Below are 14,913 nucleotides of genomic sequence, written 5' to 3'. Positions count from 1 at the left end.
TCTCTTTTTCTGCTAAAGCGTTTGTTTCCTTATAAAAGAGTACCTTTGCACCAATTGAGACTATGGCAAGAGTCTCTGACAGCGTGAGATTATGGCAAAGCAGAAGAACTTAGTAATAGTAGAGTCCCCCGCAAAGGCGAAGACAATTGGCAAATTCCTCGGTGATGACTACAAAGTGCTCTCGAGCTATGGACACATACGTGACCTCAAGCCGAGTAGCTTTAGTGTAGACGTAGAGCATCACTTCGCACCCATCTATGAGATCCCCGCAGACAAGCAGCGTCTCGTATCGGAGCTACGCAAAGCTGCCAAGGCGAGTAACATCGTATGGCTCGCATCCGATGAAGATCGCGAGGGAGAGGCGATCGCTTGGCACCTCTATCATGTGCTAGACCTACAGAACAAGGAGACTCACCGTATCGCATTCCACGAGATCACCAAGAGTGCCATACAGCATGCCATACAGAATCCACGCTCGATCAACGAAAACCTAGTCGATGCGCAGCAGGCGCGTCGTGTCCTAGATCGTATCGTGGGCTTTGAGCTCTCGCCAGTCCTCTGGCGACGTGTCGGCCCCTCGCTCTCGGCAGGACGTGTGCAGAGCGTTGCGGTGCGTCTCATCGTAGAGCGGGAGCGCGAGATACTAGCCTTCCAGCCGGAGACCTCTTTTGCCATCACGACACGCCTAGAGACCAAGGGGGGGGACACCTTCTCTGCGACACTCCCTGACAACCTCCCATCAGAGGAGGCTGCTCGCCAGCTCATGCAGCGAACTATCGATAGTCAGTCCGCCTTTGCTGTGCAGCAGGTGGAGCAGAAGCCTGGACGTCGCTCTCCGTCGGCACCTTTTACCACCAGTACGCTCCAGCAGGAGGCTTCTCGCAAGCTCGGTATGAGCGTCTCCAATACGATGCGTGTGGCGCAGGCACTCTACGAGCGAGGTCTCATCACCTATATGCGTACCGACTCGGTCAATCTCTCTAGCCTCGCACTCCACGATGCCGAGACGGTGATCCTAGAGCAGTGGGGCGCCGACTACTATCAGCGCCGACGCTATCACGTTAAGAGCAAAGGGGCGCAGGAGGCGCACGAAGCTATTCGCCCCACCTATCTGCGCAACGCTACGATACAAGGCTCCAAGCAGGAGCAAGCACTCTACGACCTCATACGCAAGCGCACACTCGCTAGTCAGATGGCCGACGCTCGCATCGAGCGAACGATAGCGCAGATAGCTTCGCAGGGTGCTGACCCCGTTCGCCTAGAGGCTCGTGGCGAGGTGATTGTCTTCGATGGCTTCATCAGTGCTTACACAGAGAGCCGTGATGACGAGGAAGATACCAGCAGCAATGAGCTTCCCAAGCTGAAGGAGGGTGACCTGCTACAGCTACGAGAGATAGAGGGACGGCAATCCTTTACCAAGCCGAAGCCACGCTACACCGAGGCATCCCTCGTTCGCAAGATGGAGGAGCTAGGCATTGGTCGTCCATCTACTTATGCTCCGACGATCCAGACGATCCAAAACAGAGAATATGTGCGTCGTGGCGAGAGCCAAGGCGAGAGTCGCGATGTGCTATACCTCAGCTGGCAGCACAGCACTGGAAATACAACGATCAAGTCGCACAAGCAGAAGGAGCGCTATGGCAGCGATCGCGGACGGCTCGTTCCGACGGATATGGGAATGGTCGTGACCGACTTCTTGATGGAAAACTTCTCCCGTGTCGTCGACTACAACTTCACGGCAGATGTCGAGGAGCGCTTTGACAAAGTTGCCGAGGGTGAGGCTCAGTGGCAAGATCTGATCGGCACGTTTTACGATAAGTTTCACCCGATGATCGAGGAGCAGAGTCAGTCTGGAGCCAAGCGCTATACCGGCGAGCGACTCCTCGGCACCGATCCTGTCAGTGGCAAGCCGGTCATCGCTCGCATCGGACGCTACGGCCCGATGGTGCAGATCGGAGAGACACCCGACAACTCTCTACCCGAGGCGGAGCGGGAGCGTCTCAAGCCTCGCTTTGCCAGTATCCCGAGCAATCTGCTCATAGAGACTATTACGCTAGAGGAGGCGCTCAAGCTATTTGACCTGCCTCGTACGGTCGGTGAGTTTGAGGGTGGCGAAGTGGTTGCTGCCGTGGGGCGCTTTGGACCTTACCTACGCCACAAAGGTGCCTTCACATCGATCCCTAAGAGTAGCGGTCTGACACCCGAGGAGATCACCCTTCAGAAGGCAATCGAGCTTATCGAGGAGAAGCGTCGTAAGGATGCAGCCAGTCTACTCAAGACCTTCCCCGAGGATCCCGATATTGCGATCCGTGACGGACGCTGGGGTGCTTACATCAAGGTGGGCAAGAAGAACTACAAGCTCACCAAGGAGCAGAAAGCTGAGCCCACGAAGCTGACGTACGCCGAGGTCGTCGCTATCATCGCTGAGCAAGACAAAGAGACCCCGAAGAAGGGACGCACAACAGCGAAAAAGGCCACTAGCACGGCTAAGAAGAAGAGTACGACCAAGAAGACGACTAGCACTGCCAAAAAGGCTGCGCCTAAGCGTAGTGCGGCCTCTAAGTCGTGATAGCTACCTACTCTTAAAGCCATGGAGGCTCCTGTACAGCGTGTATTCCTCGAGGTCGCTTACGACGGCACCAACTATTGTGGCTGGCAGGTACAGCCTCGTGGTGTCTCGGTGCAGTCTGAGCTAGAGCGCGCCCTCGCGATACTCTTTCGCCAGCCGATACCGGTCACAGGCGCAGGGCGTACAGACGCTGGGGTACACGCCTACAGCATGATGGCACATGCCGACTTGCCGATTCCACATCCGCCACTAGCACAGATACAGAGAGGCTTGTGTGGCATACTGCGTGGTGGCATATCCGTTCGCTCTGTCACGCCCGTCATCCCGACGGCTCACGCACGCTTTGACGCTACCTCACGAAGGTATCACTACTACATCTCGGCTTGTAGCAACCCCTTCTGGGGCGATTATTGCTGGGAGCGACGTACGCTCCCTGATATGGCGCTGATGAACGAAGCTTGTCGCCACTTCATCGGTGAGCACGACTTTACCTCCTTTAGCAAGCTACACACGCAGACGAAGCACAATCGCTGTACCGTCTACACAGCGCACTGGGAGCAGGTTGAGATGCCTGGTCTCTGGGATGCGATGCGCTACGAGGTATGTGCCAATCGCTTCCTCCACGGCATGGTGCGTACGATGGTGGGCACACTCCTCGAGGTGGGCTACGGACAGCGCACGCCAGACTCTATCGCAGAGTTGATCCAGAGCGAAGACCGCACGCTAGCTGGCTCAGCGGCACCAGCTCGTGCGCTTTTCTTCGTCGAGGCAACCTATCCCGACTCGATCTACAGCACAGATCTCCAGTAAAAGCTTCGTCGGCTACTACTCACGCTCTCTATACATTGATCCACTAACACCTACCAAGGGGTTGTCGTATCTGCGGCAACTCCTTTTTTATTCGACCAATCTCCAGTTTCCTCCGTATGAAACTGTAGTTTCTCACCTATGAAACTGTAGTTTCTTACCTATGAAACTGTAGTGCCTATGGGGGGGTGGCACTGGAGTTTCACCCAACTGGCACTGATAGTTAGCTTATCTTTGCCGGGCAACAAATAGAAAAGGCTGCAGCACCATATGGGGAGGTGCTACAGCCTTGACTGATAAGATATGATTGCTAGTCCTCTAGCGAGTGGGGGGGATTAGAAGTTGGCGTTGTTTGGCGTGCGGGGGAAGGGGATCACGTCACGGATGTTGGTCATGCCAGTGACGAAGAGGAGGAGTCTCTCGAAGCCCAGTCCGAAGCCCGCATGTGGTGCTGAGCCGTAGCGACGGGTGTCGAGGTACCACCACAGATCCTTGTCCTTGATACCGACCTCCTCGGCACGTGCCGTGAGCTTGTCGATGTCGGTCTCACGCTCGCTACCTCCGATGATCTCACCGATGTGCGGGAAGAGGACGTCCATACCGCGGACGGTCTTGCCGTCGTCGTTTTGCTTCATATAGAAGGCCTTGATCTCCTTCGGGTAGTCGGTCATGATGACGGGCGCGTTGTAGTGCTGCTCGACGAGGTAACGCTCGTGCTCGCTGGCGAGGTCGGCACCCCAGTAGACGGGGAACTCGAACTTCTTGCCGCCACGGACAGCCTCCTCGAGGATCGCCACACCCTCGGTATAGGTGGTGCGTACGAATGGACGCTCCACGACGAAGCGGATGCGATCGATGAGCTCCTTGTCGTAATGCTCGGCGAGGAACTCAAGGTCGTCCATACAATGATCGAGAGCCCACTGGAGGCAGTGCTTGGTGAATGCCTCGGCGAGGTCTTGGTTGCCCTCATTATCCATAAAGGCAACCTCAGGCTCGACCATCCAGAACTCAGCGAGGTGGCGTGGGGTATTGGAGTTTTCAGCTCTAAAGGTAGGACCAAAGGTGTAGATACCGCCTAGTGCCATGGCTCCTAGCTCACCCTCTAGCTGTCCCGATACGGTCAGCGAGGTGTGCTTGCCAAAGAAGTCTTTGCTGTAGTCCACGCTCCCGTCTTTAGCGAGGGGGAGCTTGTTCATGTCTAGCGTGGTGACGGTAAACATTTGCCCAGCACCCTCGGCATCGCTCGAGGTGATGATCGGGGTGTGAAGGTAGAAGTAACCACGCTCGTGAAAGAAGGTGTGGATCGCATAAGCCATGTTGTGGCGAATGCGGAGAACGGCTGCAAAGGTGTTGGTACGTGGACGCAGGTGAGCGATCTCACGGAGGAACTCTAGCGTGTGCCCCTTCTTTTGCAGTGGATAGCGGACGGGATCACAGGTGCCATAGATGGTTATCTCGTTAGCCTGTATCTCGTACTCTTGCCCTTGACCCTGTGAAGCGACGAGCGTGCCAACAACGCCGATAGCGGCGCCTGTGGTGATCTGCTCGAGGAGCTTGGGGTCGGTCTGGGTCTTGTCAATGACGATCTGTATGTTATGTACTGTCGAGCCATCGTTGAGCGCAACGAAGCAGACAGCTTTGTTGCCTCGCTTGGTGCGTACCCATCCCTTGACACAGACGGGCTGGGGGAGCTGACACTGTGCTAGCTGGGGGAGCTCCTTGATAGTAGTGCGTGGTAGTGAGTTATTCATAGTATCTGCTGATATGGTTTATACCTATTTAGTCTTCTATCTCTTCAGATGAGAAGGGATGATCTGGCGTCTCTTGGTGCTTGTGATAGACTTTGGTGGTGGGTGCTACGCCGCTCTCCTCTTGCTCCTTGACACCCATGCGGAGGTAGCGTACCTCCTCGGGCGTTAGGTAGCGCCAGCGACCGCGGGGTAGATCTTTCTTGGTGAGACCTGCGTAGTAGACACGGTCTAGGTGCACGACGCGATAGCCTAGATGCTCGAAGATGCGACGCACGATGCGGTTGCGACCCGAGTGTATCTCTATGCCGACCTTGTCGTGGGTCTGTCCGGTGATATAGCTGATAGCATCGGCGTGTATCTCGCCATCCTCTAGCTCGAAGCCGTGAGCGATCATCTGCATGTGCTCTACGGTGACCTCCTTGTCGAGGGCTACCTCGTAGATCTTCTTCTTGCGAAAGGCAGGGTGCATCAAGCGCACCGCTAGGTCGCCATCATTGGTCAGAAGGAGGATGCCGGTCGTGTTGCGGTCTAGTCGACCGATGGGGTAGATGCGCTCGGTGCAAGCGTTGTGCACGAGATCCATGACGGTACGCCGCCCCTCGGGATCGGTGAGCGTGGTGACGCAGTTCTTCGGCTTGTTGAGTAGGACGTAGACCTTAGCTTCTAGAGAGACCGACTTGTCATCGACCATCACTTGGTCGGTCGGCAGCACCTGCGAGCCCAGCTCGGAGACGACGGTGCCGTTGACCTTGACACGTCCTGCGGCGATGTACTGGTCTGCCGTGCGACGGGAACATAGTCCTGAGTTGGAGAGGAACTTATTGAGTCGTATCGGTTCGCCAGCCTCAACTAGGGGAGAGGCGTAGCGTACTGGCTCTACGGGAGCCTTAGAAGTGCGTGGCGTAGCTTCGCCCTTGCGCTGCTTGTTAGGACGCTGACCCGCGTTCTTGCGAGGAGCTGCGGAGCGCTTATCTTTACGATCCGTTGCATTGGCTCCTCTCTTGCGTCGTGGTGATGAGGTGCGAGTTTCTCCGCTATGTGCTTTGGGGTGGGTAACTTTGCCTCTCTGCTTGGCGTATGGGTATATGACAGGGTCCTCCTGATTGCTATCGCCAACAAGAGACATCGGTGCCACGACTTTGTGAAAACTCTGCTCTCCAGTATGCTGCTCATCGAAGTTATGCCTTCGCTCTAAAGCTTTTTCAGCATTGATGTCGCGGGGCTTGACCATCTCAGAGGCATCTATGTTGCGATGCGTTACGGTGGCACTCTCCTCGCCACTGACCTTGACACGGATCAAGGACTCATTGGTAGCGGGCCGTGCTATACGTTGACGTCTGCGCTTGCCAGTAGATGCGGACGCAGGCACCTCGGCAGATGAATCAGCAGAGGAACTCTTCTTGTGCTGTGCCTCTGATGTAGGATTGCTGTCTATAGACATGAAGCTGTTTGATGACTACACAACAAGTTTAGTGTGTTGCGTGGTATGTTCTGTATCAAGGGGACTCTGTCGCTGTTAAAACAACGTCAACAGGCTTTCCTTCGGATCTGACTAACTGTGGATCTTACTAGTTGATCGAGCTACGACAAAGGTACTAATTTATTAGCAGACTAGAGCCCTACGTAGTTGTGCGGAGTGATCTGACGAAGCTCCTCTTTGACTTCCTCGGCAACCTCTAGGGTGTCGATGAAGTGAGCGATCGTCTCTTGACTTATCTCCTCACCTGTGCGGGTCAGTGCCTTGAGCGTCTCATAAGGGTGCGGATAACCCTCACGACGCAGGATCGTCTGGATAGCTTCGGCGACCACGGCCCAGTTGCAGTCGAGGTCATGAGCGATGCGCTCGGGGTGGATGACTAGCTTGCCAAGACCCTTAGAGAGACTACTGAAAGCTATCAGCGTGTAGCCCATCGGGACGAGCTGATTGCGTATCACCGTCGAGTCGGTCAGGTCACGCTGCAGACGAGATATGGGGAGCTTAGAGGCTAGATGTAGAGCCACGGCATTAGCTAGCCCGAGGTTGCCCTCAGCATTCTCAAAGTCAATGGGGTTAACCTTGTGAGGCATAGCACTGGAGCCGACCTCTCCCGCCTTGATCTTCTGCCCGAAGTAACTCATGGAGATGTAGCTCCAGAAGTCTCGAGCCAGGTCGATGAGGATCGTGTTGATACGCGCCATCGCCTCAAAGAGGGCAGCGAGGTTGTCGTAGTTAGAGATCTGCGTCGTGTACTGCTCACGTTCTAGCCCTAGTGATGTGAGGAAGCTATTGCCAAAAGCAACCCAGTCAATGGTGGGGTAGGCGACATGATGCGCATTAAAGTTGCCCGTAGCACCGCCAAACTTGCCCGTGATAGGCACCTGCTCTAGAGCTTTGGTCTGCTGCTCCAAGCGGTAGACGAAGACCATAATCTCCTTGCCCAGACGTGTGGGGCTAGCGGGCTGACCATGTGTGCGAGCCAGCATAGCGACATCGTGCCACTCATTGGCGAGCTGACGCAACTGCTCGATGAGCTTATGGAGCGTGGGGAGGTAGACCTCGTGCAGTGCCTCGCGAAGCATCAGCGGGAAGGCGGTATTGTTGACATCTTGCGATGTTAGTCCGAAGTGGACAAACTCCTCAATCTCCTCTAGTCCTAGTTGAGGTAGATGACGCTTGATGTAGTACTCGACAGCCTTGACATCATGATTGGTCGTAGCCTCGATATCTTTTACCTCTTGTGCGGCCTCTGTAGACCACTCTTTGTAGAGCTTTCTGAGAGCCTCTTGCTTAGGCTCTGGGAGGGCTTTGCTCAGTGCGGGTATCGCCTGGGTTAGCGCTATGAGGTACTCCACCTCGATACGTACACGGTAGCGGATGAGCGCCGACTCGGAGCTGTAAGCTGCTAGAGGAGCCGTCTTGCTCGCATAGCGCCCATCTAGAGGTGAGATTGCTTGAAGAGCTGACATACTATATTATGGATTGAAGAGTGTTGTAAGATGACAGAAAGGAGTGTGTCGCCACACCTAAGCCTGCTACAGCTGGAGACGTCTGCTGACCATAGCCATAGCGACTCGATAGAAGATAGATTAATGACTAGACGCAAGACTCAAGATCGTGATGTCATCAAGGAGACATCGTGCGTCCTGTGTCTTGCGCCTAGGCTTTGTATTTATAGAGCCCGTCTTTAGCCTCTAGCCTTTTCGCAGATAGACTTAAAGGCTGCGGGATTGTTCATAGCGAGGTCAGCGAGGACCTTACGATTGATCTCAATCCCCTGCTTGTGTAGGGCACCCATCAGTGTAGAGTAGGTCATACCCTCTAGACGTGCAGCAGCATTGATACGCTGTATCCATAGAGCGCGGAAAGAGCGCTTCTTGTTCTTACGGTCACGGTAAGCATAGGTGAGACCCTTCTCCCAGCCATTCTTGGCTACGGTCCAGACGTTGCTGCGGGCACCGATGTATCCGCGTGTTAGCTTGAGTATTCTTTTGCGCTTAGCTCGTGAAGCGACGTGATTTACTGATCTAGGCATTTCTTGTGTCGATTAGTGTGTTTGATAAATACGTACTAAACTCTGTTGAGTCCTCGATTAAAGGTTGAGCATCTCCTTGACGCTCTTCTCATTGTGTGGATCCACGAGAGCGGTGTAGGTAAGGTTGCGCTTACGCTTCTTGCTCTTTTTGGTGAGGATGTGACTCTTGTACGCATGCTTACGCTTGATGCGTCCGCTACCTGTCAGGAAAAAACGCTTCTTAGCGCCTGATACTGTCTTCTGTTTAGGCATTTTGTTTGGATTTTGAATTGTGTGAAACTATTGTTAGATGCACCATCCTGACCAACTACCTAGAGGCACGCCTATGCCTGTTTGGATAGTCTGCTACGCACGGAGCATAGCTGGTAGGGTAGGTGACTTTATTTGCTCATGAATGTGTCTATACTGTGACTACTCGTCATCGTTCTTCTCAGAGGCATCTTGATCAGCCTGCTCCTCGCTGGTCTGCTTAGGCTCTTTCTTCTTACCCTTGGCAGAGGCTGGCTTGGGGGCTAGCATGATCGTCATGCGCTTGCCCTCCAGCACGGGCATGTTCTCGACACGTGCCAGATCCTCTAGGTCGTTGGCAAAGCGCAGGAGAAGTATCTCGCCCTGATCCTTAAAGAGGATGCTGCGACCACGGAAGAAGACGTACGCCTTCACCTTAAAGCCCTCCTTGAGGAAGCCCTCGGCGTGACGTAGCTTGAAGTTGTAGTCGTGGTCATCCGTCTGAGGTCCGAAGCGGATCTCCTTGACGACCACCTTAGCTTGCTTAGCCTTCTGCTCCTTCTGTCGCTTCTTCTGCTGGTAGAGAAACTTCTGGTAGTCAGTCACACGACATACGGGCGGCTCCGCATTCGGAGAGATCTCCACAAGGTCTAGACCCTGCAGCTCGGCTATACGACGAGCTTGCTGGATAGGGTAGACCCCCTGCTCTACATTGTCACCGACGAGACGTACCTCACGATGAGGTATCTGCTCGTTGATCCGGTTCGGTTGCTCTTTGATGGGTGGACGTCTGAAATTTCTACTGTTTGCCATTCGTCTGCAATTAGCAGTTAGTGATTCGTTAGCAGTGTGCTAGGTTGGGGTTATTTGATCTAGTGCTTAGATTGATACGACTTATCTTTCTCTTGAGATAAAAGGCGGATGACTACCCTCTGGCATTCATCTGACTCTCTATCTCCTGAAGGATACGCTCGGCAAAGGTACTAATTTTTTCTGTACCTGCATCACCCTCGCCCTGCTTACGCACTGAAACTGTGCCGTCGGCCTGCTCCTGCTCACCGACGATCAGCATGTAGGGGATACGCTTGAGCTCATTGTCACGTATCTTGCGACCCACCTTCTCATTGCGGTCGTCAACGGATACGCTAATGTCTTGCTCGCTCAGGGCTGCAGCCACCTCATAAGCGTAATCGTTGAAACGCTCCGAGACAGGCAGTATGACCACTTGGTCGGGTGCCAGCCATAGGGGGAACTTGCCCGCTGTGTGCTCTATGAGTACCGCTACAAATCGCTCCATAGAGCCAAAGGGTGCGCGGTGTATCATCACGGGGCGGTGCTTCTGATTGTCCTCGCCTGTGTACTCTAGGTCAAATCGCTCTGGTAGGTTGTAGTCTACCTGGATCGTACCCAGCTGCCAGCGTCTACCGAGAGCATCCTTGACCATAAAGTCAAGCTTCGGACCGTAGAAAGCAGCCTCGTCGTACTCGACATGGGCTGGTAGACCAGCCTCCTGACAAGCCTCGATGATCGCTTGCTCAGCACGATCCCAGTTCTCTTCGCTACCGATGTACTTGCTACGGTCAGTCTGACTACGTAGAGAAATCTGCGCCTCAAAGTTCTCAAAGTCTAGAGCCTTAAAGATGATGAAGATAATGTCCATCACCTTGAGGAACTCCTCCTTGACCTGATCAGGACGGCAGAAGATGTGTGCATCGTCTTGCGTAAAGCCGCGTACACGCGTCAAGCCGTGTAGCTCACCGCTCTGCTCGTAGCGATAGACTGTGCCAAACTCAGCCAGACGTACTGGCAGATCTCTGTAGGAGTGCGGCTTGAGCCTATATATCTCGCAGTGATGGGGGCAGTTCATCGGCTTCAGCATGAAGGCCTCACCCTCCTGAGGAGTCGTGATCACTTGGAATGAGTCAGCACCATACTTAGCATAGTGACCGCTCGTCTTGTAGAGCTCCACATTGCCGATGTGAGGCGTCATGACCTGCTGGTAGCCGTAGCGCTTCTGGATACGCTTGAGGAAGTCCTCGAGCTTGAGTCTCAGCTGCGTACCACGTGGTAGCCATAGAGGCAGGCCCTGTCCGACACGCTGTGAGAAAGCAAAGAGCTCTAGCTCCTTACCTATCTTGCGGTGGTCACGCTTCTTCGCCTCTTCGAGCAGTGCGAGATACTCATCGAGGAGCTTCTTCTTGGGGAAGGTGATACCATATATACGAGTCAATTGCTTGCGCGTCTCATCGCCACGCCAATAAGCACCAGCCACGCTCAGTAGCTTGACCGCCTTGATAGGTGCTGTAGAGGGGAGGTGCGGACCACGGCAGAGGTCCGTGAAGGCACCCTGCGTATAGGTCGTGATGGTGCCATCCTCTAGATCGTTGATCAGCTCTAGCTTGTAGCCCTGACCCGTCTTTTTGAAGAAGTCCAGAGCATCGCTCTTAGAGATCGACTTACGCTCGAGCGTCTCCTTGCGACGTGCCAGCTCCAGCATCTTAGCCTCGATCTTCGGCAGATCCTCCGACTTGATCACCTCGTCACCAGTATCTATATCATAGTAAAAGCCCGCATCGATAGCAGGCCCTATGCCAAACTGTACGCCAGGATAAAGCTCCTGCAGTGCCTCCGCCATAAGGTGAGCCGAGGTATGCCAGAAGGCGTGCTTGCCGCCCTCGTCCTCCCACTTGAGGAGCTTGATGTGGGCATCATGCATCAGCGGTGTACGCACATCTATGAGCTTGCCATCGCACTCAGCAGCCAGCACCTCCTGCGCCAGTCGCTCGCTGATGCTATTCGCTATATCTAGCGGGGTCACCCCCTGCTTCATTTCCTTCACACTGCCATCGGGTAGTGTGATATGTATCTGATCAGACATAAGTGGTGTGTTGTAGTCGACTATATAATAAGGAGACTCTTGCTCGCTGCAATCATCTCAAAAAAGGTATATACGCCACAAAGGTACAAAAAAAGCTCTCACCCTCCACTCCTCAAAGGACGCACGCACTCCCGCGGAGCGTCTGTCTCCGAACCAGCCGTGACATACGGACGCATGGTCGTTGTAATACAGCAAGACGTGTAACGACTGGTATGGACGCACGATCTGTGCGTCCGTCCCCGTCAATGGTTACGGAGTTATGCATTGTGCCAAAGTGTGACGTCGTCTAGTAGGTGCTAGCGAACCTTTAGCGGGTTACACGTGTCGACTAGGCTACCTATATAATGTGGTAAATAGTCCGGAAGAGTCGTCCCATACCCATGAGACGAATTTGTCCCACCTGGGTTGGGACGAAAAAATTCCAAGGAAGGGATTTCAAAATCCCCACGGAGGGACGAAAAGATCTCCACGTGGGCGCGAAATAAAACTTCGGAAGAATGAAATGAAACTTCGGAGGAATGAAATGAAACTTCGGAGGAATTTTTTCTTCCCTACGTGGAGAATGAAAAATAGCCACAGAGAAGATATCTACCTTCTCCGTGGCTATTGAATTAGATGTTAGAGACGTGATCCTTACAGTGGGGATTACGTCTCGTCGGTTTACCCGACTTGCTTTTAGCTCAGCCCCTCGATGACGCCATCGACGATGTCCATGTGGATGGCTTGTGGCTCCTTGGGTAGTCCTGGCATACGCATGATGCTGCCCATGATGACGACGATCATCTCAGCGCCGCTGTTGAGGACGATGTCCTCGACCTTCATGTCGAAGTCGCGTATGTCGCCATAACCCTTGGGATCTGCCGAGAAGGAGTACTGCGTCTTGGCGATGCAGATAGGGTAGCGCTCCATGTTGAGCTCGTGGATGCGAGCGAGCTTCTTCTCTGCCTTGCTACTGTAGGTGACGTTGGCAGCGCCGTAGATGCGCTTAGCGATGTGCTCGACCTTTGTCTTGACCGGCTCGCTGAGCTCGTAGACGTGATCGATAGGCTCTGAGGGGTGCTCCTCGATGGTCTTGACGACCAGCTTAGCCAGCTCGGTAGCACCCTTGCCACCCTCGCTGTAAGCGTTGTTGATCGCAAAGCCGCAGCCTAGGACCTGCTCGCAGTGATTGCGTACGATCTCGATCTCCTCGTCGGTGTCGGTAGCGTAGCGGTTGAAGGCGACAACCACCGTCTGCCCGAAGTTGTGCAGGTTGTGCACGTGACGATCGAGGTTAGCAAGACCCTTACGCACACCCTCTATGTCCTTCTCGTAGATCTGCTTCTCGTTGACATCGCCGTGCATCTTAAGACCCGCGAGGGTAGCGACGATGACTGTCAGCTTGGGAGTGATGCCCGCTACACGACACTTGATGTCTAGGAACTTCTCTGCACCGAGGTCGGCACCGAAGCCTGCCTCCGTGATCGTGTAGTCGCAGCAAGACATAGCCATCTTAGTCGCGATGATCGAGTTACAGCCGTGAGCGATATTGGCAAAAGGTCCGCCATGGATGAAGGCGGGTGTCCCCTCGGTGGTCTGTACGAGGTTAGGCTTGATGGCATCCTTCAGGAGGATGGTGATAGCACCTCCGATGCCTAGATCCTTGACATGAAATGGCTCCTTAGCCTTGGTATAGCCGAGTAGGATATTGTCGATACGACGGCGCAGGTCGTCTAGATCTGATGCGAGGCAGAGGATCGCCATGATCTCACTCGCGGGGGTGATATCGAAGCCGGTCTCTGTGGGGACGCCATTGCCTACGCCCCCTAGACCGGTGATGCAGTTACGCAGTGAGCGGTCGTTAACGTCGAGGACGCGCTTCCAGAGCACCTCGGAGAGTCCCTCGCAGCTATTTCTATTCTGATAGATATAGTTGTCTAGGAGTGCGGTGATCATGTTGTGCGCCGAGGTGATGGCGTGAAAATCGCCGGTGAAGTGGAGGTTGATGTTCTCCATGGGGAGCACCTGTGCGTATCCACCACCCGCGGCACCACCCTTCATACCGAAGCAGGGTCCGAGCGAGGGCTCACGAAGAGCCACGGCGGCACTCTTGCCGATCTTGTTGAGTCCTAGAGCGAGACCGATGGAGACGGTGGTCTTACCGACACCGGCCTTGGTCGGTGTGATCGCGGTCACGAGGATGAGGTTGCTCTGGGCTATCTTGTCGGGATCCATGCGCTCGTGCGATACCTTACCGATGTAGTGCCCGTAAGGCTCTAGTTCTTGATCTGTGATGTTGAGCTGGTGAGCGATCTCCTCAATAGGCTTGAGCTGGCACTCACGAGCTATCTGAATATCTGATTTCATTGTGGTACTATGTTGTTAGTTATAAAGAAAAAAGGCACCCCCTACAGGGTCGGGTAGACCACTATAGACGACGCCCTAAGTAGGTGATATAAGAGCCGAAAGCCGGACTCGAACCGGCGACCTACTCATTACGAATGAGTTGCTCTACCAACTGAGCTATTTCGGCGTCTCATTGACGATGCAAAAGTACAACAAACTTTTGATACTACAAAACTTTTGGCGGTATTGCACGCATTCGCACATTCTAGTATCAAAGCGAAACGAGTAACGATTTTGTATGGACGCATGGTCGTGCGTCCATACAAAGGGTTATAGTTGTCGGTGTCGACAAGTTCGTAGACGAAACGAGGTATCAGAATATCCTAATTGGAAAACTTCTCGGAAGTAGCGTTTTCACAAATTACTAAACAACAGCGTATTACGAATTTGCTTTGGATAACTTTTCAACAGCTATCGATTTTGAAGTTGTTTTATTTGGTTATCTCGTTGGAATGTTGTAATATTGCACTTGCAATAAACGAGGATGTTTTACGCCGACCTCCTTTCGTTCGTTTGCAATCTCATAATACTAATAGGGTGTACTAGTGCACATCGCCTAGTCACTGGGAAACTGGTGCAAGTCCAGTACAGAACCCGCTGCTGTAATTCTCGCTATAGAGGAGGATCACATAATCCACTGTCTGAACAATGTAAGATGGGAAGGAGATCGCTCCAAGTAGGGCTACGCCACACACAGCCTAGTCCCGACGAGATAAGTCAGAAGACCGACCCTAGTAGACGGAGATAGCACGAGAGAAGGAAGAAATGTGGATGTCCTCACAT

The 14,913-nt window shown here is 53.7% G+C and carries 10 protein-coding genes, 1 tRNA gene and 1 riboswitch; of the genes, 2 read left to right on the top strand and 9 right to left on the bottom strand.

All coding sequences use genetic code 11. The features are described from left to right. Nucleotides 1-91 precede the first annotated feature (91 nt). Both topA and truA read left to right on the top strand, forming a co-directional pair. Nucleotides 92-2,569 (top strand): type I DNA topoisomerase, encoded by a 2,478-nt coding sequence (gene topA, locus RDM37_RS00130; RefSeq protein ID WP_308554094.1) that lies wholly within the window; start codon nucleotides 92-94, stop codon nucleotides 2,567-2,569. 21 nt (nucleotides 2,570-2,590) lie between these two features. Continuing rightward, a complete protein-coding gene (gene truA, locus RDM37_RS00125) occupies nucleotides 2,591-3,379 on the top strand; it encodes a tRNA pseudouridine(38-40) synthase TruA (protein ID WP_308554092.1) in 789 nt (262 codons plus the stop codon). 332 nt (nucleotides 3,380-3,711) lie between these two features. Here truA and asnS read toward each other — a convergent pair whose 3' ends face one another. The 9 genes from asnS to RDM37_RS00080 form a co-directional block, all read right to left on the bottom strand. Then, entirely contained in the window at nucleotides 3,712-5,127 is a 1,416-nt protein-coding gene (asnS, locus tag RDM37_RS00120) for an asparagine--tRNA ligase (protein WP_308554090.1), read from the bottom strand. Nucleotides 5,128-5,155: 28 nt separating this feature from the next. Then, nucleotides 5,156-6,568 carry a pseudouridine synthase gene (locus RDM37_RS00115; protein WP_308554088.1) on the bottom strand — a complete coding sequence of 471 codons (1,413 nt, stop codon included), beginning with the start codon at nucleotides 6,566-6,568 and terminating at the stop codon, nucleotides 5,156-5,158. A gap of 170 nt (nucleotides 6,569-6,738) precedes the next feature. Beyond that, complete coding sequence (gene purB / locus RDM37_RS00110) at nucleotides 6,739-8,073, bottom strand: adenylosuccinate lyase (RefSeq protein ID WP_308554086.1); 1,335 nt, start codon at nucleotides 8,071-8,073, stop codon at nucleotides 6,739-6,741. Between the two features lie 218 nt (nucleotides 8,074-8,291). After that, the gene (gene rplT / locus RDM37_RS00105) at nucleotides 8,292-8,639 is read right to left on the bottom strand and encodes a 50S ribosomal protein L20 (protein WP_308554084.1); all 348 of its coding nucleotides are present in this window, start codon (nucleotides 8,637-8,639) and stop codon (nucleotides 8,292-8,294) included. 57 nt (nucleotides 8,640-8,696) lie between these two features. Beyond that, nucleotides 8,697-8,891 carry a 50S ribosomal protein L35 gene (gene rpmI, locus RDM37_RS00100; RefSeq protein ID WP_004331667.1) on the bottom strand — a complete coding sequence of 65 codons (195 nt, stop codon included), beginning with the start codon at nucleotides 8,889-8,891 and terminating at the stop codon, nucleotides 8,697-8,699. Nucleotides 8,892-9,050: 159 nt separating this feature from the next. Further along, nucleotides 9,051-9,680 carry a translation initiation factor IF-3 gene (infC, locus tag RDM37_RS00095; RefSeq protein WP_299369026.1) on the bottom strand — a complete coding sequence of 210 codons (630 nt, stop codon included), beginning with the start codon at nucleotides 9,678-9,680 and terminating at the stop codon, nucleotides 9,051-9,053. A gap of 112 nt (nucleotides 9,681-9,792) precedes the next feature. Continuing rightward, a complete protein-coding gene (gene thrS / locus RDM37_RS00090) occupies nucleotides 9,793-11,745 on the bottom strand; it encodes a threonine--tRNA ligase (RefSeq protein WP_308554082.1) in 1,953 nt (650 codons plus the stop codon). Nucleotides 11,746-12,420: 675 nt separating this feature from the next. Further along, the gene (locus tag RDM37_RS00085) at nucleotides 12,421-14,091 is read right to left on the bottom strand and encodes a formate--tetrahydrofolate ligase (protein ID WP_299369673.1); all 1,671 of its coding nucleotides are present in this window, start codon (nucleotides 14,089-14,091) and stop codon (nucleotides 12,421-12,423) included. Nucleotides 14,092-14,184: 93 nt separating this feature from the next. Further along, a tRNA-Thr gene (locus RDM37_RS00080) sits at nucleotides 14,185-14,257 on the bottom strand. Between the two features lie 391 nt (nucleotides 14,258-14,648). Further along, nucleotides 14,649-14,879, top strand: a riboswitch (cobalamin riboswitch). The last annotated feature ends 34 nt before the right edge of the window (nucleotides 14,880-14,913 follow it).

This window comes from uncultured Porphyromonas sp., assembly GCF_902489635.1.
GTDB lineage: Bacteria > Bacteroidota > Bacteroidia > Bacteroidales > Porphyromonadaceae > Porphyromonas.
Note: the sequence above shows the minus strand (reverse complement) of the source record. Positions and strands in the feature narration are given on the sequence as shown.